The following is a 22096-nucleotide window of genomic DNA, read 5'->3' on the forward strand; positions in this document are numbered from 1 at the left end:
GGCGCCGGAACGACTGCGCGATGAGCGGACCTGCGGGCACCGACCTGGGCAAAGCCGTCGAGGACTTCTCCGCGCACAGGGGACGGCTGTTCGGCATCGCCTACCGAATGCTCGGCACTGTCGCCGACGCCGAGGACATCGTCCAGGACGTCTGGGTGAAGTGGCAGTCCTACGCCGACCGCGATTCCGTGCGTGATGTGGAGGCCTTCCTCGTCACCGTGACCACCCGGCAGGCGATCAACGCCACGCAGACGGCGCGGGTCCGCCGGGAAACCTATATCGGCCCGTGGCTGCCCGAGCCCGTGGACACCAGTGCTGATCCCTCGCTCGGTGCGGAGCGCGCCGAGGTATTGGAGACCGCGGTCCTGGTGGTCCTGGAGAAGATGACGCCGACCGAGCGGGCGGCGTTCGTCCTGCGGGAAGCTTTCGACTACCCCTACGGCCGGATCGCCGAAGTCCTCGAAATCAAGGAACCGGCTGCCCGGAAGCTAGTGAGCCGGGCACGCCAGGCCATCGAGTCCGACCGGCAGGTATCCGTCGACACCGTGCATCAGCGACGTCTGCTCGCTGCTTTCCTGAATGCCGCGCGCGCCGGTGAATTCGATGAGCTCGAGGCGCTTTTCGCCACCGATGTCGCCAGCTACTCCGACGGCGGCGGCGCGGTGCGCAATGCTTCGCGCATTCCGGTATTCGGACGCACGCGCGTGGCGAAGTACGTGGCCGCGTTCGCCTCACACTTCTGGACGGGGGTCGACATCGACTGGGTCGACGCCAACGGTCGCGCGTCGGTGGTGATCAGCCGCGACGGAGTCGTCATCGCCTGGCTCGCGGTCGGTGCGGCCGACGACGAGACGATCGACCGGCTCTACTGGGTGTTCAACCCCGCAAAGCTCGGTCATATCGCCCATGTCGTCGCTGTCCCGGGGGACTCCGCCGCGCCGTGAAACACCATCGGCCCCGGGCTCAGCGCCGGTGTCAACCACGAATGGCGATCGTCGAGAAAACCGCGGTCTGCCTTTCACGTTCGCTGTGTTGCCCCTTGTATTGGCCGCGACGGCCGTCGCCGACTGCACTTGCATCGGATTTTATTGGGGCACAAAATGTTCGGTCGTATCCGACACAACGCCGTGCTGTGCGTTGTAGTCCGACCCAGCACCCGACCGCCGAACTGAGCAATGATGCAATCTGGCCGCCCGGACCACGTCTGCGGCGTCGAAACCGAGTCCGCGGACGCCTGTAGTCGCGGTGGCGCCCGAAGATCTCGTCTGCTGCCGTGCAGTGCGAACCCGCACGCACAGTCCTCAACCGTAGGTAAACCCCCCAGGTCTCCGGACCTGGGGGTTTGCTGTTGCTACTGAAGACCCAGTCTGGATGGGCGTTGAGCAGGGGAGTTCTTGGTACCGAACGGTGAGGCGGGGATGTTCCGCCCAGTCCTAGACGATTTCCGAGGTTCCCGAGCAGGTGACCACCTGGGGGACGAAGCCGCTGTTGTGCACGGTGAAGTCGGTGCGGACGATGCCCGTGCCGGTGGGGGGACGGAAGTAGAGGGTGCTGCCGTTGCCGATGATGAATCCCACGTTGCCGCTCTGGGTTTCCGAACCGGAAGCACCGGTGGTGAGGTTCGTCCAGTTCAGGGTGACCGTCGTTGTGTAGCCACCCCACACGCTGCCGCCCGCGTGGATGGTGAAGTACGGAACGCCCGGGGCGCCGTACGGCTGCGCCCCGATGACCTGACCGCTGTAGGGCTGGTCGACGATATTCGGGCTGACCCCGCGACAGATCGTCACCTCCCAGCTACTGGGGGCCGCAGTCGCTGCCCCCGCTCCGGACATCACCATCGCCCCCGTGACTAATCCTGCGGCGGCAGTCTTCCAGCCAATTTTCTTCTGCATCAAGATTTCTCATCCTTCTTCAGGTTTGATCATCGACACTCGGAACCTACCGGAGCCACGTCTGGCGGTCATGGGTAGCGGGGAGGAGATCTTATTGGTTGTGGTCTGGCGATAGTCGGCCGTCGTGCGGCGTTGTCTGCGGTGCCGTTCGCGCCTGGGCGCGCGCCAGTGTGATGTCACGGTCGGGGCGTACCGTTGTGACTCTGCGTTGTTGGTTCCGCTGATCGGTTACGGCCCGCGGCGGCGCTCGATCAAGATGGCCGTCCCGTATCGACCGCACACCTCCGAGCAGGGTTTCGCCGTGTACCGCCCGAAGTTCATCGAAACCAGCGGAATCGACGCACCCGACTACGACGCCATCGCCGAAGCCTTCTTCACCGGTGTCGACTCCCACGAGCAGGCCGCGGCCGTGTGGAACGCCCACCTCGTCGACGAGTCCGTCTGACGCAACAGCACGCGCGGAGGAATTCGGTCGCCATCGATCTGCAACCCGTTCACCCGGCCGTGGCCTCCATACGCCATGCTTGTGCGGTGGTTATAGCGTCTGATGTCGTCCCCGTGCGTGGCAGTGAGTTCTCGGTCCTGTTGCGTCGTGTCCGGGAGGCGAACCTCTTGGACCGGCGGTTGCGGTATTACGGGTGGAAGAGTGCGCTCACCGCGGCGGCTTTCGTCGCTGGTTGGGTGGCGTTTTTCGTCATCGGGGACTCGTGGTGGACGCTGCTCGTCGCGGCGTTCCTAGCGATGGTGTTCTCGCAGATCGCCTTCCTCGGCCACGACGCCGGGCACAAGCAGATCTTCGCGGGCCGGAAGGCCAACTACCTGTACGGCTTGATCGCGGGCAATCTCGCGATCGGGTTGAGCATCGGCTGGTGGACCAGTAACCACGCCCGCCATCACGCCCACCCCAATACCGAGGGCATGGACCCGGACGCGATGGGCGTGCTGGCGTTCTCCGGCGAGCGGGCGCGGACCGGCAAGGGTTGGCGCCGTTTCATCTTCCGATTCCAGGGGTGGTTGTTCTTCCCGCTGCTGCTGCTCGAAGGCGGCAGCCTGCACTGGAAGAGCATCGTGGCGGTTTTCCGCTGGCCGATCGCGAACCGCGTCTGGGAGGGTGCGCTGCTCGCCGCCCACTTCGTCGGGCTGCTTTCGGCGGCGTTCCTGGTGCTGTCGCCGGGCAAAGCGCTGGTGTTCATCGCCGTACAGCAGGGCCTGTTCGGGCTGTACATGGGTTCGACGTTCGCGCCCAACCACAAGGGCATGGAAGTCCTGCCCGAGGGCGACAACACCGACTTCCTGCGTCGCCAGGTCCTCACCTCACGCAATGTGCGCGGCAGCTTCCTCGTCGACCTGGCGATGGGCGGCTTGAACTACCAGATCGAACATCACCTGTTCCCGTCGATGCCGCGCGCCAACCTGCGCCACGCACAGCCGATCGTCGCGGGCTTCTGCGACGAGATCGGCGTGCCGTACTGCGAGACAGGTCTTTTCGAGTCCTACCGGCAAGCGCTGACCCACCTGGACGAGGTCGGCCGCCACGCGAAGTAGGTCAGTGCTCGCAGAGGTAGAACTCCCGCTCGAAGTATTCCTCGTTGTGTTCGTCGACGAAGAACTTGCGTTCGTGCATCAGTTGTTCGCGGAATTCCTCGGCCTGAGCCCTGGTCATGGTCGAGGTGGGTGACCACGGCTGCTGCGGTGGGACGTCGGCGGTCGAGGTGATGGTGACCGACGGGTCCACCAGGAAGAAGGCCACGATCTTTCGGTGACCGTTTCGGGTCGGGTCGTCGAGCCGGAACGGGGCGACACGGTGCTGGTAGATGTTCGGAAACGCCACGCAGCGGCCGGTTTCGGTGCGGACCGAGCCCAGTTCCTGGTTGAGCGCGTCCTCGTCGTCGAGACCGTAGACCTCGCGGACCCCGGTGCGGTCGTTCTGCTCGTAGTACGGCTCGTCGATGGCGGTGCGGAAGCCGAGCAGGCTGTCGGTGATGTTGTCGCTGTCCCAGTAGTAGATGGCGGTGGCGACGATGCGTTCGTTCAGCATGGCCTCGACATGCCATGAACCGCCGGGATATTCGGGCTTGTCCGGGGTGAGGTGGATGTTGGCGAGTTTGACGATCACCTGCAGGCGGCGGCCGCTGAGCGTGACGGTGTGGGTGTCGTCCCGCTCGGGCGGCTGGAATTCGGGCGCGTCGGGGATGGCGGGGCGTCGTTCCTCCCACCACTTCTCCATGGCTTCCTCGTAGGCTTCCTCAGCCGCCTCGTCGTCGTCTTCCGGTGGTTGTGGTTCGGTGTCCTCGTACCAGCCGAACGGGTCGGCGACGATGCGCACTCGTTTCGGGGCCCGCAGATCGGTGAGCACGTTCTCCAGCAGGGGCAGCGTCCGGCCGAAGAGCTCGGGCAGGACGGCGGCGAGCTCCCGATGGCGGTCCGGGTCGACATTGTTCACAGAGGAAAGGAATGCCACGGAACCGTCTTCGCCGACCTCGACATCGGTGGGCAACCACTGGAACTTCTTCGAATGCGAGGCCGACTCGGCGTTCTTCTCCGGAGTGGGCCACGGTGCGTCCTCGGGCAGGCTCACGCCGCGCACCAGGCAGTACATCGAGGGATGCACCAGATCGAGCACCTGCCCGTCGGATCCCGGATGCCAATCCAGCTCCGCCGCAGGCACTTCCTCCAGCACCCGCACCGCCTCGGCCAACCGTTTGCGCAGATCCTCGTCGATCACCGAGTCCGACTGCCACACCCCGTCGACAGCCGACACCTCGATCCCGCGCTCCGCATCACGAAGCTCGGCGTAATACCCCAATTCATCGAGCACATAACGAATCTGCGCCGATGTCATCCCTTGCTCGGCCGCCTCCCGCGACCATCGCTCGACGATCTCGGCATCCTCGCGCTTGCGATACCACTCCGCCTTATCCCGGATACTCGCACTCAACCGCATCATCTCGAGCTCCCGCACCGTCCGAACAGGCGCGACACACGCCACATGAGCGGCACGAAAGGGCAATGGGAACAGATCCAACTCAGTCAATTCTCTGATCTCTCAACAGTTCTGCCGCACCCACGGCGGTTCCGCAGATGCTCCTGCGACCCTGCCACAGAACTGCCTCCCGACCCATCCCGGACTTCGGATGGGACGCCGACCGCGCCGGGCATGCGCGGGCGGCGGGCCTACAGACGTGGGTCGGTGGGGGTCGATTCCATGGCGAGGACCGCGAAAACCAACTCGTGGACACGCCACAACGGTTCGCCGGAGGCGAGGGCGTTGAGGGCGGTCAGGTCGAGGGTGTGTTCGCGGAGGGCCAGGCCGCGTTTGCGGTTGAGGTTGCGGTCTCGTAGGCGGGAGAGGTGTTCGGGGGCTGTGTAGTCCGGGCCGTAGATGATGCGGAGGTATTCGCGGCCTCGGCATTTGATGCCGGGCTGGACGAGTTTGCCCTTGGTGCGGGTGGACAGGCCCGCGTAGGGCTTGATGACCATTCCTTCGCCACCCGCGCCCGTGAGGTCGAGCCACCAGGTGGTGGCCTCGGCTTCGGCGGACGGGTCCGACAGGTCGACCACGCGGCGATCGGTGGATCGGAACGTGGTGGGGTCGGCGGCGACCAGGCGGTCGCAGATGTCGAGGTGCCAGCCGTGATCGCGGTCGGCGAAGGTGGTGCCTTCGGCGGCGAGCAGGGCGAACGGTGCGAGCGCCACGCCGTCGAGATCGTCGGTGGGCCAGCAGTAGCGACGGTAGGCGGTGGTGAAGTCGTCGGCGTTCGCGGCGCGGGCGGCCGTGCGATCACGCAGGGCGGTGAGGTCGAGACCGCGGTCGACGCCCGCTTCCAATGCGGCCAGCGCCGAGGGGAGGGCGGAGCGTGCGGCCGCACCGGCCGCGGCGTACTGGGTGCGGATCAAGCCGCCCGCCTTGGCCGACCACGGCAGCAGTTCGCAGTCGAGCAGTAGCCAGTCGGTGCCGAGTTCGTCGAACAGCGTCCCGGCGGCGGCCCGTACCCGGGCGAGCAGTGTTTCGGTGAGGGCGGCGTCGCTGAAGAAGGACCGGCCCGTGCGGGTGTAGACCGCGCCGGAGCTGCCGTCGGAGACGCCGAAACGTGTTGTGGCAGAGTCCTGGTCGCGGCAGACGAGCACGACGGCACGCGAACCCATGTGCTTCTCCTCGCACACCACCGTGTCCACGCCCGCCGCCCGGTAGTCGGCGAACGCCTCGGTCGGGTATTCGAGATACCCGTCCACCGACGACGTGGACGGCGGCGACATGGTCGGCGGCAACCACAGCAGCAGGCGCGGATCGATGGCGAACCGGCTCATCACCTCGAGCGCGGCCGCCGAACTCTCTGCGTCGACGATGACGGTGCCGTCGTCGGTACGCACGTGCCTGCGCCCGGTGACATCAGCGAGATTCAGCGTCTCGTTGTCACGAACCGGTTCGGCCACAAGCGGTTTCACAGGTTCGTAGTACATCCGTTCGGCGGGCACTGCGACGAACGTCTTCTCCGGGTAGCGCAGCGCGGTCAGCTCACCGCCGAAGACGGCACCGGTGTCGAGGCACACGGTGTTGTTGACCCACTCCACCTTCGGTGTCGGCACGTGCCCGTACACCACCATCGCCGAGCCGCGATAGTCGCGCGCCCACGGGTAACGCACCGGAAGACCGTATTCGTCTGTCTCGCCGGTGGATTCGCCGTAGAGGCAGAAGTCGCGTACCCGGCCGGAGGCGCGTCCGTGGTATTCCTCCTTGAGTCCGGCGTGGGCGACGACGAGCCGCCCACCGTCGAGCCGCAGGTGGCTGACCAGCTTGTCGACCCACCGCGCCGCATCGTCGACGAACTCCGGTGTCTCCGACTCCAACTGCTCGAGCGTCTCGGCCAGCCCGTGCGACACCGTCACCTGCTTGCCGCGCAACTTGCGCAGCAGCTTCTGCTCGTGATTACCCGGCACGCACAGTGCGTGACCGTTGTCGGTCATGCCCATCACCAGCCGCAGCACCCCCGGCGAATCCGGTCCACGGTCCACGAGATCGCCGACGAAGACGGCCTGGCGCCCGTCCGGGTGCGTGGCATCGACCGGGCGCCCGGCCTCGTCGCGCACCAGCACCCAGCCGAGTTCGGTGAGCAGGGACTCCAATTCGGCACGGCATCCGTGCACGTCGCCGATGATGTCGAATGGTCCGGTGAGTTCGCGCCGGTCGTTCCAGGCTCGTTCGTAGGAGATCGTGACGTCGGCGGGGTCGCTCACCACATAAACCTTGCGGAACCCCTCGCGCCCGAGCTGCCGCAGCGACCGCCGCAGCTCCTGGCTCTGCCGCCGCAGGACATGCCGCTCGAAGGTGCGATCCGTGCGGGTTCGAGTCCGTTCCCACGCAACCGCTTCGGGTGTGTCGAGCACGATCGCGACCGGAAGCACATCGAAAGAGCGTGCCAGTGTGACCAATTCGGCGCGGGCGTGCTTCTGCACGTTGGTGGCGTCGACGACCACCCGTCGACCGGCGCGCAAGCGGATCCCCGCGACGTGCCCCAGCGCGTCGAAGGCGTCTTTCGTCGCACTCTGGTCGTTTTCGTCGTCGGCCACCAGGCCGCGGAAGAAGTCCGAGGACAGCACCTCGGTCGGCTTGAAGTGCGCGCGGGCGAAGGTGGACTTGCCGGAGCCGGAGATGCCGACGAGGGCGACGAGCGACAGCTCGGGAAGGTCGATGTTCATCAGGCGGCCTTACGGAAGAGAGCGAGCTGGGTGGGGGAGCCGGTGCGCGGGTCGTGCTCGCCGACGGGACGGATGTCGACGGTGTAGCCGAAGGTATCGGTCACGCGCGCGGCCCAGTCGGCGAACTGCGCACGGGTCCATTCGAATCGGTGATCGTCGTGACGGTGCCCGTCGAGAGTCTCGTAGTGCACGTTGTATTCGACGTTCGGCGTGGTCACGATGACCGCACCGGGCGCGGCGTGCCCGAAGACGGCGCGTTCGAGCGCGGGCAACCGGCTCTCGTCGACGTGTTCGATCACCTCCATCAGCACGGCCGCGTCGAAGCCGCGCAGCCGGTCGTCGTGGTAGGTCAGCGCCGACTGGACGAGGGTGATCCTGGCCCGCTGCCGGTCGGGCATGCGGTGGAACTTCAAGCGCCGCTCCGCGATGGCGAGCGCACCGCTGGACACGTCGGCGCCGACGATCTCGGTGAATCGCTGGTCGGCGTGCAGTGCGAGCAGGAGAGTGCCCGGCCCGCAACCGAGGTCGAGGACGCGGGTGGCACCGGTTTCGGCGAGTGCGGCGAGCACCGCGTCGCGTCGCAGCTTCACCAGCGGTGTCCTGCGCTCGGTGGCCTCCACGAGTTCGACCGGGTCCTCGGCGGTTTCGGGCTCGAGCTGGTCGTCGGCGGCGCGCAGTCGTTCGAGCGCGGACTGGGTGAGCGAGTGCCGACCGGCCAGGTAGCGCCGGGCGATGAGTTCGCGGTCGGGGTGGGCGCCGAGCCATCCGGAACCGGCGCGCAGCAGCTTGTCGACCTCGTCGGCGTCGACCCAGTAGTGCTTGGCGTCGTCGAGCACCGGCAGCAGCACATAGAGGTGGTTCAGCGCCTCGGCCAGGCGCACGGTCCCGGTGAGCCGCAGCCGGGTGTAGGGCGAGTCACCCCACTCCGGGAACTGCGGGTCGAGCGGTTCGGTGGTGGTCGATACCTGCCAGCCCAGCGGCGCGAACAGCCGCTCGACGATCTCGCTCCCACCCCGGCACGGCACGGCGGGTACCTCGATCTCCAGCGGGATCGCCGTGCCCGCCAGCTCGGCCCGGTCCCGGCTGGTGCCGTTGAGCGCCGACCGGAACACCTTCCCCAGCGCCACCGACAGCAGGCTCGACGCCACATACGGCCGGTCGTTGACGTAGCGTCCCAGCGCCGAGCTGTGCTGACCCTTCGCGGGCCTTGCCAATTCCACGGGGTCGATCTCGAGCAGCAGCGCCACCGTGCACCGTTCGGCGTCGGCGCGGGGGTAGAACACATGCGCCGTGCCGCCGGTCGTCGCGAACGACTGCACCCGGTCGGGGTGTTTGACCAGCAGGTACCCGAGATCGGTCGCCGGGGAGTGGGTCGTGGAGATCGTCAACAGCACAGACCGATCCTGTCACGGTCGGTCCAGCTATTTTCTTGCGAAAACCTTCAGGCGAAGGCGAACAGCGGCCCGATCACGACCACGACCGCCGCGGCCCAGGCGCCGTAGACCGGGAGGTAGCGAGTCTGCCAGTGTTCCAGTGCGGTGAAAGGGATTCGGCCGCGCAGGAATCGCAGACTCAGGTTGGCCGACCAGGCCAGGTTCACCAGCAGCACCACATTCATGCCGAGTGCCACGATCTTGTTGGGGCTGGAACCGAATTCGGCGATCCGGGTGGCCATCACCGCCAGCATCATCACATCGACGATCAGGGCGCTCAGCACCAGCACCAGTTGCACACGGTCGAAGAAGGCCGGTGGTGCCAGCGGGTCGCGGGCCGAGATCGTGTAGAGCAGCAGACCGAGTACGAGGACCAGGATGAGGTCCATCTGGATCAGTAGGTCCCGATCGATGCCGGTGAAGCTGCGGGTGGTGGCGAAGGCACCGAGCAGGGCGAGCAGCATCAGGATGGTGAGCGGTGTGAACACCCTGGTGAGCACGGGGGCGATGTTCTCGATCACGTTCTGTTTGGCCTCGACCAGCCACGCCGCGACGATCACCGCACCGGCCGCGCCGAACGGCATGATCCAGCGGGTGATGACCGGTTCGATATCGAAATCGAGGGTTCCGAACGCGGCGGCGGTGAGGGCCATCAGCACGCCACCACCGAGGGCGAGCAGCGTGAGGTAGACGAACCATTCGCCGGTGAACCGGATGAAATCCATGCGCGGGCGGTCCGAGCGCCAGTCACCGCCTGCGTACGCGAGTCCGACCACCAGCCACAGCGCGATCGGGGCGTGGATGCCCGCCAGCACCACGGTCGACCCGCCGTCCTCGAACGGGTACAGATTCAGGACGAGCGCGACCAGCACGAACGGCAAGATCAAGGCGAGGGCGACGGGCGCGCTCACCTGCCGCTTCCAGGCGAAATAGCCGGTGAGGAAAGGCAGGACGAGAAGGCTCACGTTGAGGGCGAGTGTCTCCTCGTGCAGGAACGTGATCCCGGTCTTCACCGCCAGGCCCGCGGCGAGCGCGATGGCGATCACCATCAGCAGTTCCCGATTGCTCTGGCGCCCACCGTCTTCGGGCATCAGGACCAGCTGTTTCCACAACCGGTCGGAATGCTCACGGGCGAACTCGCGCGAGATCGAGTCCACATTGCCCATCCGCTTGACCGCGACGAGAAACGCCTCCCCGCTGCTGAGACCGGCGTCCTGCAGTGTCGAGACCTGTTCGCGCAGATGGTCTTCCATCTCGTCCACATCGGCCACCGAGATCACCCGGTGCCGTTGGACATAACCGCGCCACAGGTCGACGGCGGCGTCGAGTTCGGCATCCATCACGCCCACCCCTGCGTTGCGGCCGGCGGCTGATTGATGCTGCGCCAGACCTGGTCGAGGGCTTCGGCCACGACGGTCCACTGCGCCTGGCGTTCGGCGAGGGCGGCGCGGCCCGCGTCGGTGATGAGGTAGTGCTTGCGGCGGCGACCGCTGTCGGACACGCGCCAGGCCGAGGACACGTAGCCGAGCCGTTCCAATCGGTGCAGTAGGGGATAGAGCATGCCGTCGGTCCACTGCATGCGGCCGTTGGACAGCGTGTTCACCTGCTCGAGGATGGCGTAGCCGTAGGACTCGCCGTCGGCGAGTATCCCGAGCACGAGCGGCGTCGCCGAAGCCGCTACCAGGTCTTTGTCGATGCGCACAGCACTCCCATACCTAGAACCGTTAGGTATGACCCTAGCAGATCTAGGTATGGGAGACGGGGGACCTCAGCTCAGGTGCACCGGCAGTGTCGCGTGGCCGTTGGAGATGAAACTGGCCACCGAACCGAATTCCTCCGTGGCACCGGCCAATCGGATTCCGGGAAAGCGCGCGAACAGAGCGGGCAGGGCGATCTCGGCCTCGAGCCGGGCCAGCGGCGCGCCGAGGCAGCGGTGCACGCCGTAGCCGAAGGCCAGGTGTTCCTTGTTCACCCGGGTGACGTCGAAGTCGTCGGCGGTGTCGCCGTGCAGGTTCGGGTCACGGCTCGCCCCCGCGTAGGAGGCCAGGATCGGGTCGCCCGCCGCGATGGTCACCCCGTCGAGCTGGATCTCCTCGACGGCGAAACGCAGCGGCAGATGCGCGACCGGCGCCTCGAAGCGCAGCGATTCCTCGACCACATCGGCCCAGGTGGCGTTGCCCTCGCCGACCGCCGCCAGCTGCTCGGGATGGGTGAGCAGGGCGTGCACCGCCTGATCGAGCAGGTTGACGGTGGTTTCGTGGCCCGCGCTGATCACCAGCAGCAAGGTGTCGACGAGTTCCTGCTCGGTGAGCTGGGTGCCGTCGTCCTCGTCGCGGTGGGTGATGAGCAGGCTGGTCATGTCGTCGCCGGGGTTGGTGCGGCGGTAGGCGACCAACTCGCCGAGGATGCCGTACATGTTCATGTAGTTGGCCTGCGACTCCTCCGGGCTCAGGGAGGTGTCGAAGATGCCGTCGACGCACTTGCGCAGGCCCGCGTGCAGCGAATCCGGCACACCCATCAGCTCGGAGATCACCTGGATGGGCAGCGGGTAGGCGAAGCGTTCGCGCAGGTCGATCACCTCGCCTGCCGGGACGGCGGCGAGTTCGTCGAGCAGGCCCGCGGTGATCTTCTCGATCATCGGGCGCATCGCCACCGTGCGCCGGTGGGTGAACGCGGGTGCGACCAGCTTGCGCAGGCGTGTGTGGTCGGCGCCGTAGGCGGTGAACATGTTGTTCACGGCCACCCAGAGGAACAGCGGCCAGTCCGGCGGCACCTCACCCGCGGCGAAGGCGGGCCAGTGCTTGGTGGCGGACTTGGACACCCGTGGGTCTGCCAGCAGCTTCTTCAGGGTGGCGGCGTCGGTGACCGACCACGCCCGCACCGCGCCCGGCAGCTCGACGAGCGTCACCGGCCCCCGTGCCCGAATCCGCGCGGATTCTCCCTGGATATCCGCGCCTGCGGGGTCAAGTACCAGTGCCACGTCGTCCATTCAGGTCTCCTCATCGCTCGCACATCACACTGCTTGCGGGGCAACCCTTTTCGGTACGAATGCCCCCGTTTCACGGTAACAGTGCCATCGATCGCGCGCCGATGCTTTCATTCGGTACCACTCGCCGGGAGCTGCACGGCGCGGATGTCGAACAGGCACGTCACAGCCGGTGGGACGGAGGGTGTGGATTTCGCACCCTAGGGCTGGGATTCGTGTTTTTCGCCTAACGGGCCCGGTGAGTGTCTCGATGGAGTCGTTGTCCGCGCCGACAGCGTGCGGGGGACTCGGAATCGAGGAAATCATGAAGAACACAGTTCGGATGAGTGCGCTGATCGCGGTGGCGGCGGGGATGGTCGCGGGCTGCACCGGGGACGACGGGGGCACTGCCCGCCCGACGACCTCGGTGACCGCCGCGTCTTCGATTCCGGTGGAACCTCCTGTGGAGCAGACTATTTCACCGTCGCCGGGCACGCCGTCGCCGGGGAGACCGTCGGTTGAGGTGCCGCCGGTGATCGACTCACCGGTGCCGTCGGATCCGGAGCCGCCGGTGGTCACGCCGCCCGCCGACGACATCAGCGGGCCGGATCGGTGCGTCGACCCGGGTTCCAGCGGTGTGCGCAAAGCGCTCGCCGGGCTCGGTGACGGCTGGGCCGCCTCGCAGGCCTCGGAGGACCGGCCGGGCGCCTGTGGTCAGCTGTTGTGGGTGCGCGCCGTCGGTGGGAATTCGGCGGGCGCACCGATTCACATCATGTTCTTCCACGACGGAAAGTACCTGGGCACAGCGACTTCCGAGGCGTACGCCTTCACCTATGTCGCCGGGTCGAGTGGCAACTCGGTGACCGTGAATTACAAGTGGCTGGTCGGTGACGAACCGTTCGCGGCGCCGCAGGGTGGCCCGGCGGCGATCACCTACAGCTGGACCGGGTCCGGTGTGGCCATGAGCGGTCCGCTGCCGAGCGAGGTCACCCAGCCGCACCGCTGACAGCTCAGGCGGGCTCCGGGTGGAGCACCAGAACGGTGATCTCGCTGGGTGCGAACACCCGCAGCGGCGGGCCCCAGAACCCGGTGCCACGGCTGGTGTAGAGCTGGGTGTTGTTCGCGTGCCTGCTCAGCCCGGCCACGACCGGCTGATCCAGTCGGACCAGATAGTGGAACGGCCAGATCTGACCGCCGTGGGTGTGGCCGGAGATCTGCAGCGCCACCCCGGCCGCGACGGCGTCGGCGATCTGCTTGGGCTGGTGGGCCAGCAGCACCACCGGCAGGTCGGGGTCGGCACCGGTCAGGGCGGCGGGCAGATCGGGGCCGTGACCGGGGAGTCCGCGTCCGGTCGGGTCGTCGATTCCGGCGATGACCAGGCGGTCGCCGTCGCGGGTGAGAGTGCGGTGTTCGTTGTGCAGTGGCTGCCAGCCCAGGGCGGCCATGTAGTCGATCCAGCCCTGCGCGTCGCCGAAGTACTCGTGATTGCCGGTGATGTAGAAGCGGCCGAGCGGCGCGACCACCTTGCCGAGCGGGTCGACCTGGGTCTGGCGTTTCGCGACCGAGCCGTCGGCGAGATCACCGGCGTGGCAGGCGATGTCGGGCTCGAGGCCGTTCACCACGTCGACCACCTTCTCCGACCAGCGCACGCGGTTCAACGCGGCGTAGTGGGTGTCGGTGACGACAACCATCCGCAGACCGTCGAGGCCGGGGGCCAGGCCGCGGATGGCCACGTCGACCGTGCGCACACGCGGCACCCGGCGTGCCTCGTACACACCCCAGCCGGTGAGGGCGAGCGCGGTGATCGCCACCCCGGCCGCGACCGGGCGGGCGGGGTCGTCGACACCGATCACCGTCAGCGCGCCGCGGGCGAACACGCCGATGACCGACCAGGCGAAGAACACCCAGGACACCCCGAGCAGGGCGTCGCCGACGATCACCGCCGGGTCGGATTGGGCCGGGCCGTGCCCGAGGAACATCGCCACCGGCAGGCAGGCGAGCAGGGCCGCGGCGACGGCGGTCCCGAGCCAGAACAGCGTTCCGGTGCCGCCGGTGGGTGCCCAGACCAGGGTCCACCAGGGCAGGGCCAGCAGCAAGGCTGGGATCAGCACGAACATCAGGCGTACAGCGAGCTTCACGGGGTCCCGTTCTGCAGGGGCCGCCGGGGTCGCGGCACGAATTTCCCCACCAGCGTAGCGCCCGGATCGCCGCCGGTGCCGTGCCGAAAGCCCAGGCCGGTGAAGGTGGCTGCGTCGCACCGTAATTCGGTATGTGCCGGTGGCAGCCGGGCGCGCTATGCTGCGCGACAGGACATCGCCGTGGGGGCGGGTCGTGTGGGGAGCGGCGTGGCCGCGTCAGCGAAAGGTCGATCATGCGTGGCGTAAACGGGGGAGGGGCGCCTGCGCGCCGATCCGGGCGGGTCCGGCGGACCCTGATCGGGGTTACAGCGGCGGTGTTGCTGCCGTTCGGGACGGCGGTTCCGGCGGGTGCCGACGCCGATCCGAACGCGATCGACTTCGCGGTCGAATCGTCGATGGGCACCGTCAACACGCGCATCGTGCGCGCGGCCGACGGCAACACCGACCGGGTGGTGTACCTGCTCGACGGTGAACGCGCCGAAAACGACCTCAACGGTTGGGAGAAGCACACCTCCATCCCGGCGCAGATGGCGAAGTTCAACATCAATGTGGTGATGCCGGTCGGCGGGCAGTCCAGCTTCTACGCCGACTGGGAGCAGCCGAGCAGCTTCAACGGGGTGAACCCCGACGGGTCGATGCTGCCGAGTGCCGACTCCGGTTCGGCCATCGGTGGCTGGGAGGACACCCAGGGCAAGACCACTGCCTACCAGTGGGAAACCTTCATCACCGAGACGCTGCCCGAGGCTTTGAAGACGCGGTTGGGGTTCAGTGCCACGCGCAACGGTGTAGTCGGGCTGTCCAGCGGTGGCAGCGCGGCGCTGCTGATGGCGGCGTATCACCCCGAGCAGTTCAGCTACGCGGGATCGCTGTCGGGATACCTGCACATGTCGATGCCCGGCATGCGGGAGGCGCTCGGTGCGGCCATGATCGCCAGCGGCGGATACAACATCGAAGCGATGGCGCCCGCGGGCAGCGAGAAGTGGCGGCGGATGGACCCCTACGGCTTCGCCGAGAAGCTGATCGCGAACAACACCCGCCTCTACATCTCGGCCGGTAGCGCCAAGCCCGCCGATCAGGATCTGTCGTCCATCGACGCGATCACCCAGGGCATGCCGCTGGAAGCGATCGCCCTCGCCAACACCCGTTCCTTCGAAAAGCGCCTCACCGCACTGGGTTACACCAACGTGAGCTACGACTTCCCCGACATCGGCATCCACAATTGGGGCACCTGGGAACAGGTGGCGATCCGCTTGATGCCGGACATGGCACCCCACATCGGCAAGCCCCTGCCCGCAGGCGCCAAGCCACCCGCCGCTGCCGCGCCTCCGGGTGCTCCCGGTGCGGAGCCGCCGGCCGGTGGTGCACCGCCGAAGTAGGTCGTCCCGCAAACCAACCGCCGCTGCCCCACGTGGGCAGCGGCGGTTCGTGTTTCGGCTAGGTTCGTACCCTCCGAGCCGGCCTTGCTTTCGGGCCACTGGATGGTGATGGTCGATCGGTTTCGGTTGGAGGCGTGACTCTTTCGTTCAGGTGGTCAGCTGGTTCTGATCGGTGCGGCGGTCGACCAGCCCCAGGTGGGTTCGGTGTTGATGGTGATCTCGGCGGGGGGTGCGGTGATCAGGCGGGTGAGGCGTTGGAGTTCGCCCCAGTCTCGGGTCCAGTCGTCGGCCAGGTAGGACGGGATGGATTGCGATCGCATGAGCATGCCGGTCCAGCCGAGGGGGCCGCCGCCGGTGTCGCCCTGCCAGGTTTCGGAGACCTGGGCGTTGAGTTTGTCGGGGAGGATGCGCCAGATCGGCATCTCCGCCACACCGGCGCGATGATCGAAGGGGCGCTGGCAGGGGAAAGCCAGTCCCACATGCCAATCCGCGAGTACCGGGTTCTCTTCGCCGACCATCGTGTTCAGCGTTGTCAGTTTCGGGAGGCGTGGCGGGGTGAGTGCCACCCACTGCATAGGATCGGGTTCGCCCTCGGTGACGAGGCGAACAGCATCGGTGCCCAGCGGGATCCGGTCCAGTGCGATCGGAAGATTCCGCCACCCGGGTGCGCCGCCCACACTCGGCGGGGTCGCCTCGCCCAACAGCGAGAACGTTCCCCCGGCCTCCCGCCCGAACTCCACGCGGAGCCGCTGTCCCGGCATCGGCGCCCCATCAGGCCCCACTCCTTCGATGCGTCCGGCAACCGTGAGGATCAACACCCGGTAAGCCGGATCACGCTGTACCGCTGCCAGGTCCATCCGGAACCACTGGGTGACCAACTTGCTGGCCCGAGGCTCTCCCACGGCGTAACTACCGAGCACCGGCGTCCGCTCCGGAGCGAGCCCGAACGGAAGGGCCACGGTACTCCCATTGACACCGGCAATCCCTGCCCCGCCTGGTCCTGCGGCTCCGGTCGGCGCGCCGTTGCCGGGTCCTGGGACTCCGGTTGGTGCGCCCCGGCCAGGTCCGGCGGCTGGCGTGCCGTCGCTCGGCCCGGCAGGAGCGCCCGCCGCGCCGCCGTTCGCCCCGCGTGGTACTTCGTTGCCACTCGGCGGCCCGCCGGGGACGGCGCCATTCGGCTGGCCGGGTGTGCCGCCGTTCGAGCCAGGGTTGCTGGGCCCTGCGCCGCCACCGGGTGCTGGAACACCTGGCGCTGGACCGGCGGTCGCACCATTCGGACCGCTGGGGGCGGCACCAGTCGGACCGTCGGGCGCGGTGCCACTCTGGCCGTCACCGAGCGCCCCTGCGCTGCCGCTGGGGGCTGGGCCGCTGGGTGCGCCAGGCCCTCCTGCGCTAGGACCACCTTGTGGGGGACCGGCCACCCCACCATTCGGGCCGGGGCCGCTACCTGGCGCACCGCCGCCGGGGCCGGAGCCGGATGGTGGTGCGGACGACTGGCCGGGGCCGGGGTCCGGGGCGAGGCTGCCGACGCCGTTCGGGGTGAAGCCGGTGTTCGCGGCGGCGAGGCTGTCGGCGATGGTGCCGGTGTACGGGGTGAGGAGGGAGTCGGCGGTGTTGGTTTCGACCAGGACGTCGTCGGCCATGGCGCAGGGGTTGCCGGTGAGGGCGCGCAGGTTGGACAGGCCGACCGAGTAGGCGGGGTACTGCGAGATCGCCGCCGAGGCAAGCGAACCCACCTCGAAGAGCACCAGCGCTGCCGCTACGAGGGTCAGCGGAGCAATCGGCGCAAGTTTGAAACGGCCGGTTGCAGGACGCTTTCCAGCAGACGGCACCCTCCCGTCGGCCTCCGACGCTCGGGGCTCACCGTCGCTGTCGATGTCGATGTCGGGAAATGGTGCGCCGTGCTTGTCGGCGACTGGGTTGCCGCGCTCGGATGTGCGTGGGTTGTCTGCCGCCGGCTGGTCGTGATGCTCGAGTGTCGGTGAATGGTCGCCGCGCTGGGAATCGGCAGGCGCACTGTCGTGCTCGGCGGAGTCTCGCCGGGCCTCGCACTCCGAGGTGCGCGATTGACTGTTGTGGTCGCCGGTGGGTGTCTGGGTGCCGCGTTCGTCTGGGCGGGGTTCGCGGTAGTACTGGTAGAGCGCGAAGAGGAGTGTTGCTGCGGTGGCGGTGAGGGCGAGGGTGGACAGGCTTATGTTGTCGAGGGTGGGGGCGCGGTCGGGCCAGGGGACGCCGTAGCCAGAGACGTACCACCAGCCGTTGGAGCCGGTGAGGCTCACCGCGAGGAGGAAAAGGACCGCTGCGGTGAAGAGGGTGCGGACGTAGGCGGTGTGAATGATCTTGCGGCTCAGAGCGATTGCGGTGACAGCGGCGAGGGCTGCGGCTAGGCCCGCGTACACGCCGAAGTGATGGGTCCACTTGGTGGGTGTGAACATCATCAGCAGCAGAGCCATGAAAACCACTGCGAGCAGGCGGGTGACCGGTCCGCGGGCGGTGCGGGGTACGCGCCCGTGACGCAGGGTGGTGAGGACGCCGATGATCAGGCACAGCAGCATGGCGAGGATGCCGAAGCGGCGGGCGAGGGAACCGTCGGGGTTCACCGACAGCAGGGTGTCCCAGCGGGTGCGTTCCTCGAACCAGGACATGTCGGGGCCGACGAGCTGGCGGACGCGGGTGGCTTCGAGAACGGTCGCCAGGGTCTGGTCGGCGAAGACCACAACCAGAACGAGCGTCCCTGCGGCGGCGATCGGTGCGAGCAGGGTCGCGTATCCGCTCGGTGTGGAGCCGGAGCGGGCGACGATGGTGCGTAGAACCGGGCGCGATGCGGCGAGAAGCGCTGCCGTGCAGATCAAGCCGGTGGGCCCGGCGGCCAGTGCGAATGCCGCGACGAGCACGGCGATGGCGGCCGGTAGCAGACGCCGGGTCGCCACCGCGCGCTCCATCGAGCACCAGGTGACCAGCACCCCGACGGCGACCAAGGGTTCCGGGCGCAGACCGTTGTTGTACGGCAGCCAGATCGAGAGGAACACCAGGGCGCCGGTCCACACCGCCCAGCGGTTCACGGCAACACCCAAGCGGGGCAGTACTTCCCGGCTGAGCACCAACCAGCACACGAGCCCGGCGAGCAACGCGGGCAACCGCATCCACACGCCCGCCTCGCTGACCCTGCTCATCCAGGCGAGCACCTCGTACGGCCAGCCGAACGGCGCCTCCGCCACCTGGAACCACCGGTAGTAGTTGGCCGTGTACCCGGCCTCGCGCGCGGACCGGGCCATCGTGAGGATGTACCCGTCGTCGGAACTGTTCGCCCCGATCACATGCCACACGACCAGCACGCCCGCCACGGCTGCGTCGACCGCGCGGAACCGCCACCAGCGCATCGGAAGTAGCCGGCGGGTGCGCCTGCCGTCCCGAAGGTCGCTGCGGTGCAGGCAGATCAGCGCCACCAGGGTGCACAGCACCGCACCGATGATCGCCGCCAGCTTCCACCCACTCGGACTCGACGAGAATCGCGCATCGATCTCGGCATGCAACCGCGCGTCACCGAGCCGCCCCCGATCGAGTTCGGTGAACACACCGACAATCTGCGGTCGCACATCCCCCTGCACAGCCGTCCGCGTCACCGCGCCGTCGCGCGCCGCCACTCCGACGATCTCAGCAGTAGTACTCCCCGCATCGGAGAAAACGACCAGGGCACAACCATTACCCGGCGCCACCTCACTCTGCGGCACTGCCGATGGTGCGCTGCTCGAAGGCGCTCCCGAAGGCGCTCCCGAAGGCGCTCCCGATGGTGGCCCCGAAGGTGGGGCTGATGGTGCTCCCGATGGTGGCCCCGACGGCGCTCCCGAAGGTGCCTCTGATGGCGGTCCCGAAGGTGGGCCTGACGGTGCTGCCGATGGTGGCCCCGATGGCGCTCCCGATGGCGCTCCCGAAGGCGCACCGGGCGCCGAGGACATGGGTGCGCCACCTACTCCAGGTGCTGCGGAATCGCTCGGGAGACTGGTGAGTGGGACGGTCAGCAATAGGCGGTCGCGCAACACCATTGACAGGGTGCGGCCCTGGTCGGGGCGGTCCTCGATGCGAGCGACCAGGCCCTTGGAGCCTGCTCGGGGAGCTTGGGGCGGGACGGTAGACAGGACGGTCCCGCCGGTGAAACCTTGCAGTGCGGTGCAGGGGATGCGTAGATCGAGGCTCAGCGGCACGTAGTCCACGAGCGGTGCGCTGACCTGCAACGACTTGTCCTGCGGCCAATCCAGACTCGCCCGCTGTTGCTGCACGGGAAGCAGCGGCACGAGAACCGCCAGCAACAAACCGAGCGCCCCCGCCACGATCCCACCAATTTTCGCTCGGCCGAAGCCGGAATCTCCACCCACGAAAGACGATGCTAGGCCGTCGAACCGGCTCACACCCAGTCACTTCAAGATCACTACGCTCTGATGGCGGCATCGCCTGAGAACCGAACTCCATCAGAGCGTGGTGATCGTTCGCCCAGGAAGGGCTCAAGGGGCGGGGCGGCGTAGCTCGGTGACCGCGATGCGGGCGGCCTCGCCGATGGCGGCGTCGACGACGGGGAGGGCGGGGTCGGCGCGGGCCGCACGGGTGAAGACCGCGACGGCGACCGGGATTTCGCCGGGGAATTCGACGACAGCGACCTCGTTGCGGATGATGCCGACGGTGCCGGTCTTGCCCGCCACCACGACACCGCGATGTGGGAAGCCGGCAGCGACTCGGTGCGGCCAGATCTGGTTGCGCATGATCGCGCGCACGAATTCGCCGCTCTCCGTGGACAACAGGCGGCCTGACCAGAGCTGCCACAACAGGCGTGTCATCTCCTCCGGAGTGGTCGCGCTGGCGTAGGCCGGGTCGTAAGCCGACACTGTCCACGCCTCGTCGTTGTCGGCCAGCGCCGCGAACGCCTCGGCGGTGCTGTGGGTGTCGGTGTCGCGCACCAGACTTCGGTGCTGATCGGCCGTGCCGCCGACGACCCGGGTTTCGGTGAGGCCGAGTTCGGCGGCCAAGTCGGTGACGGCAGCCAGCCCGAGTTCACCGAGGAGAACGTCGGCGGCCGCGTTGTCGGACACCGTCATCATCGAGGTCACCAGGTCGCGACGGCTCAGCGTGATCGGATCGTGCAGTGCGGCAATGCCGGTCGGGCCCGGGGTGCAGTCGGCGGGATCGATGGTGAGCCTGCCCGCCGGATCGATGCGCCGGCGGTCCACCTCGCGATAGAACGCCACGCACAACAGCAACTTGTACACCGACGCCATCACCACCCGATCCCGCCCACCGACCGAGATCTCCGCCGCCGAACCGTCACACCGCCGCGCGTGCAGCCACCCACTGCACCCGGCATCCGCGAACACCGCCCGAATCCTGTCCGCGGCTGTCGGGACAGCCCGATCGGCAGCCGCGAACCCCGACTCCGCACGCAGCATGTCGAACGACCGGCTCACCGCGCGCTCCGAACAGTCACGCGACGCACCCTGTGCAGCCGTCTTCCGCCGCGAGAATCGTCCGCGCTTCGGTGGCCTCGCCCGGCCATGGCCGTCGCGGCGCCGTGCTCCGCACGCACCCCTCGCAACCGAGGCGACGGGGACTCGATCTGCGCGTTCCGCCTCTCGACCGGCGTGCACGCGGCCTGTGCGCCGGTCGTGCCAAATCGATCAGCACACACAGCACTTGCTCGCCTACACCTCATCGCGCACAGACGGGTGATTCGCACCGTCACCGCAACCGCTCCCGGTACAGCACGCGATCGAGCACGTCCGCCTGCCCACGCGTATCGGTACGCCGAATCACCCTGACCCGCAACGCGACCGACTGCGGCGCCAAGGTCAACCACGCGACGCCCGGCGTGGGAGTGGGTGGGGTGGTGGTGAGTCCGAAGCTGGTTCCGGCGGCTACCGCTGCCAGCACAGCGCGGTCGTCGGGCGCGGGGAGGGGTGCAGCGTCGAGGCCGCGTTCACGCAGGAGATCGAGGAGCGCGTCGTGGGCAGGCGGGTTGGCTGGGCGCGGTGCATGGGCGAAGTGCAGGCCGGTGAGCATGGGGAAGGTGGGGCGTTCGGTGGTGGTGGTGCGGTGACCGGCGGGAACGACCAGCCAGCGGGGGAGTTTCACGACGGGGCCCGCTTCGACGCCGTCGACCAGCGCGGGATGTTCGATCACCGCGACATCGCAGATGCCCGACCGCACGTCGGCGACGAGATCCACGGTGGTGCCGATCGTGGTCGACACCGTCCCGCCGGCGGGCCGCAGCGCGGTGACACACGCGGTGACCACGCGGTCGGGCAGGGCGGTGGTCGCGGCGAAGCGGACGGTGCCGCTGAGCTGGGCGATGCGCCGCGATTCGGCGAGCAGGCGATCGGCGTCGTCGACGAGCAGCCGGGCGCGCGGCAGCAACTGCCTGCCCGCCGGGGTGAGCACGGCACCCTGGGTGGTCCGGTGCACGAGCTCGATGTCGAGGTGCTGTTCCAGGCGCCGCAAACCCTGGGACAGCGGTGGTTGGGTCATGTCGAGTGCCGCCGCCGCCCGCCCGAAATGGCCCTCGTCCGCGACGGCGACGAAGAACCGGAGGTGGCGCAGCAGGTCCATGGGG

General features: G+C 68.0%; 17 protein-coding genes and 1 pseudogene. 6 read left to right on the forward strand and 12 right to left on the reverse strand.

Features of this window, described 5'->3' with window-relative positions:
• Positions 1-20 precede the first annotated feature (20 nt).
• Positions 21-944 carry an RNA polymerase sigma-70 factor gene (locus LDL21_RS05295; protein WP_225278996.1) on the forward strand — a complete coding sequence of 308 codons (924 nt, stop codon included), beginning with the start codon at positions 21-23 and terminating at the stop codon, positions 942-944.
• 489 nt (positions 945-1433) lie between these two features.
• Here LDL21_RS05295 and LDL21_RS05300 read toward each other — a convergent pair whose 3' ends face one another.
• Positions 1434-1787 carry a hypothetical protein gene (locus LDL21_RS05300; RefSeq protein WP_225278997.1) on the reverse strand — a complete coding sequence of 118 codons (354 nt, stop codon included), beginning with the start codon at positions 1785-1787 and terminating at the stop codon, positions 1434-1436.
• A gap of 316 nt (positions 1788-2103) precedes the next feature.
• Between LDL21_RS05300 and LDL21_RS05305 the strand changes: the two genes are divergently transcribed.
• Together LDL21_RS05305 and LDL21_RS05310 are read left to right on the forward strand one after the other, a co-directional pair.
• The gene (locus tag LDL21_RS05305; RefSeq protein ID WP_225278998.1) at positions 2104-2337 is read left to right on the forward strand and encodes a hypothetical protein; all 234 of its coding nucleotides are present in this window, start codon (positions 2104-2106) and stop codon (positions 2335-2337) included.
• An 86-nt stretch (positions 2338-2423) separates the two neighbouring features.
• Complete coding sequence (locus tag LDL21_RS05310; protein WP_225278999.1) at positions 2424-3437, forward strand: fatty acid desaturase family protein; 1014 nt, start codon at positions 2424-2426, stop codon at positions 3435-3437.
• A gap of 1 nt (position 3438) precedes the next feature.
• Here LDL21_RS05310 and LDL21_RS05315 read toward each other — a convergent pair whose 3' ends face one another.
• The 6 genes from LDL21_RS05315 to LDL21_RS05340 all read right to left on the reverse strand — a co-directional run bounded on the left by LDL21_RS05315 (position 3439) and on the right by LDL21_RS05340 (position 12011).
• Positions 3439-4926, reverse strand: coding sequence for a DUF4246 domain-containing protein (locus LDL21_RS05315; RefSeq protein WP_372462139.1), 1488 nt, complete (start codon positions 4924-4926; stop codon positions 3439-3441).
• A 140-nt stretch (positions 4927-5066) separates the two neighbouring features.
• Positions 5067-7592 (reverse strand): polynucleotide kinase-phosphatase, encoded by a 2526-nt coding sequence (locus LDL21_RS05320; RefSeq protein ID WP_225279242.1) that lies wholly within the window; start codon positions 7590-7592, stop codon positions 5067-5069.
• Positions 7589-8983, reverse strand: a complete 1395-nt coding sequence (locus LDL21_RS05325; protein WP_225279000.1) for a 3' terminal RNA ribose 2'-O-methyltransferase Hen1 — start codon at positions 8981-8983, stop codon at positions 7589-7591. Before LDL21_RS05325 ends, LDL21_RS05320 begins: the two co-directional genes overlap by 4 nt.
• Before the next feature lie 47 nt (positions 8984-9030).
• The gene (locus LDL21_RS05330; RefSeq protein ID WP_225279001.1) at positions 9031-10362 is read right to left on the reverse strand and encodes a permease prefix domain 1-containing protein; all 1332 of its coding nucleotides are present in this window, start codon (positions 10360-10362) and stop codon (positions 9031-9033) included.
• Positions 10362-10724: a PadR family transcriptional regulator gene (locus LDL21_RS05335; protein ID WP_225279002.1), complete on the reverse strand. Its 363-nt coding sequence runs from the start codon at positions 10722-10724 to the stop codon at positions 10362-10364. Before LDL21_RS05335 ends, LDL21_RS05330 begins: the two co-directional genes overlap by 1 nt.
• Positions 10725-10790: 66 nt before the next feature.
• Positions 10791-12011, reverse strand: coding sequence for a cytochrome P450 family protein (locus LDL21_RS05340; protein WP_225279003.1), 1221 nt, complete (start codon positions 12009-12011; stop codon positions 10791-10793).
• Between the two features lie 301 nt (positions 12012-12312).
• Here LDL21_RS05340 and LDL21_RS05345 point away from each other — a divergent pair, with 301 nt between their 5' ends.
• Positions 12313-12993 (forward strand): LppP/LprE family lipoprotein, encoded by a 681-nt coding sequence (locus LDL21_RS05345; RefSeq protein WP_225279004.1) that lies wholly within the window; start codon positions 12313-12315, stop codon positions 12991-12993.
• A 4-nt stretch (positions 12994-12997) separates the two neighbouring features.
• Here LDL21_RS05345 and LDL21_RS05350 read toward each other — a convergent pair whose 3' ends face one another.
• Complete coding sequence (locus tag LDL21_RS05350) at positions 12998-14104, reverse strand: metallophosphoesterase (protein ID WP_255674440.1); 1107 nt, start codon at positions 14102-14104, stop codon at positions 12998-13000.
• A 254-nt stretch (positions 14105-14358) separates the two neighbouring features.
• Here LDL21_RS05350 and LDL21_RS05355 point away from each other — a divergent pair, with 254 nt between their 5' ends.
• Complete coding sequence (locus LDL21_RS05355; protein WP_255674283.1) at positions 14359-15501, forward strand: alpha/beta hydrolase; 1143 nt, start codon at positions 14359-14361, stop codon at positions 15499-15501.
• Between the two features lie 155 nt (positions 15502-15656).
• On the opposite strand, the gene LDL21_RS05360 is transcribed toward LDL21_RS05355, so the two are convergent.
• Complete coding sequence (locus LDL21_RS05360; protein WP_225279243.1) at positions 15657-19232, reverse strand: arabinosyltransferase domain-containing protein; 3576 nt, start codon at positions 19230-19232, stop codon at positions 15657-15659.
• Between the two features lie 128 nt (positions 19233-19360).
• On the opposite strand from LDL21_RS05360, the gene LDL21_RS05365 reads away from it, so the two are divergent.
• On the forward strand, positions 19361-19507 hold the full coding sequence (locus LDL21_RS05365) for a hypothetical protein (protein ID WP_225279259.1): 147 nt from the start codon (positions 19361-19363) through the stop codon (positions 19505-19507).
• Positions 19508-19550: 43 nt separating this feature from the next.
• On the opposite strand, the pseudogene LDL21_RS30135 reads toward LDL21_RS05365, so the two are convergent.
• From LDL21_RS30135 to LDL21_RS05380, 3 genes and pseudogenes are all read right to left on the reverse strand, one after another.
• Positions 19551-19907: pseudogene (locus LDL21_RS30135) on the reverse strand (hypothetical protein); the annotation flags it as partial.
• 93 nt (positions 19908-20000) lie between these two features.
• Positions 20001-20936 carry a serine hydrolase gene (locus LDL21_RS05375; protein ID WP_225279244.1) on the reverse strand — a complete coding sequence of 312 codons (936 nt, stop codon included), beginning with the start codon at positions 20934-20936 and terminating at the stop codon, positions 20001-20003.
• Between the two features lie 289 nt (positions 20937-21225).
• A complete protein-coding gene (locus LDL21_RS05380; RefSeq protein WP_225279007.1) occupies positions 21226-22092 on the reverse strand; it encodes a LysR family transcriptional regulator in 867 nt (288 codons plus the stop codon).
• Positions 22093-22096 lie beyond the last annotated feature (4 nt).

The organism is Nocardia rosealba (genome assembly GCF_020216065.1).
Lineage (GTDB): Bacteria > Actinomycetota > Actinomycetes > Mycobacteriales > Mycobacteriaceae > Nocardia > Nocardia rosealba.

Coding starts and splice junctions, on each gene's coding strand:
- LDL21_RS05330 (WP_225279001.1), bottom strand. CDS start 10,362: ATGGATGCCGAACTCGACGCCGCCGTCGACCTGTGGCGCGGTTATGTC.
- LDL21_RS05340 (WP_225279003.1), bottom strand. CDS start 12,011: ATGGACGACGTGGCACTGGTACTTGACCCCGCAGGCGCGGATATCCAG.
- LDL21_RS05365 (WP_225279259.1), top strand. CDS start 19,361: ATGGCGGTCCCGAAGGTGGGCCTGACGGTGCTGCCGATGGTGGCCCCG.
- LDL21_RS05380 (WP_225279007.1), bottom strand. CDS start 22,092: ATGGACCTGCTGCGCCACCTCCGGTTCTTCGTCGCCGTCGCGGACGAG.
- LDL21_RS05375 (WP_225279244.1), bottom strand. CDS start 20,936: ATGCTGCGTGCGGAGTCGGGGTTCGCGGCTGCCGATCGGGCTGTCCCG.
- LDL21_RS05355 (WP_255674283.1), top strand. CDS start 14,359: ATGCGTGGCGTAAACGGGGGAGGGGCGCCTGCGCGCCGATCCGGGCGG.
- LDL21_RS05350 (WP_255674440.1), bottom strand. CDS start 14,104: ATGTTCGTGCTGATCCCAGCCTTGCTGCTGGCCCTGCCCTGGTGGACC.
- LDL21_RS05345 (WP_225279004.1), top strand. CDS start 12,313: ATGAAGAACACAGTTCGGATGAGTGCGCTGATCGCGGTGGCGGCGGGG.
- LDL21_RS05295 (WP_225278996.1), top strand. CDS start 21: ATGAGCGGACCTGCGGGCACCGACCTGGGCAAAGCCGTCGAGGACTTC.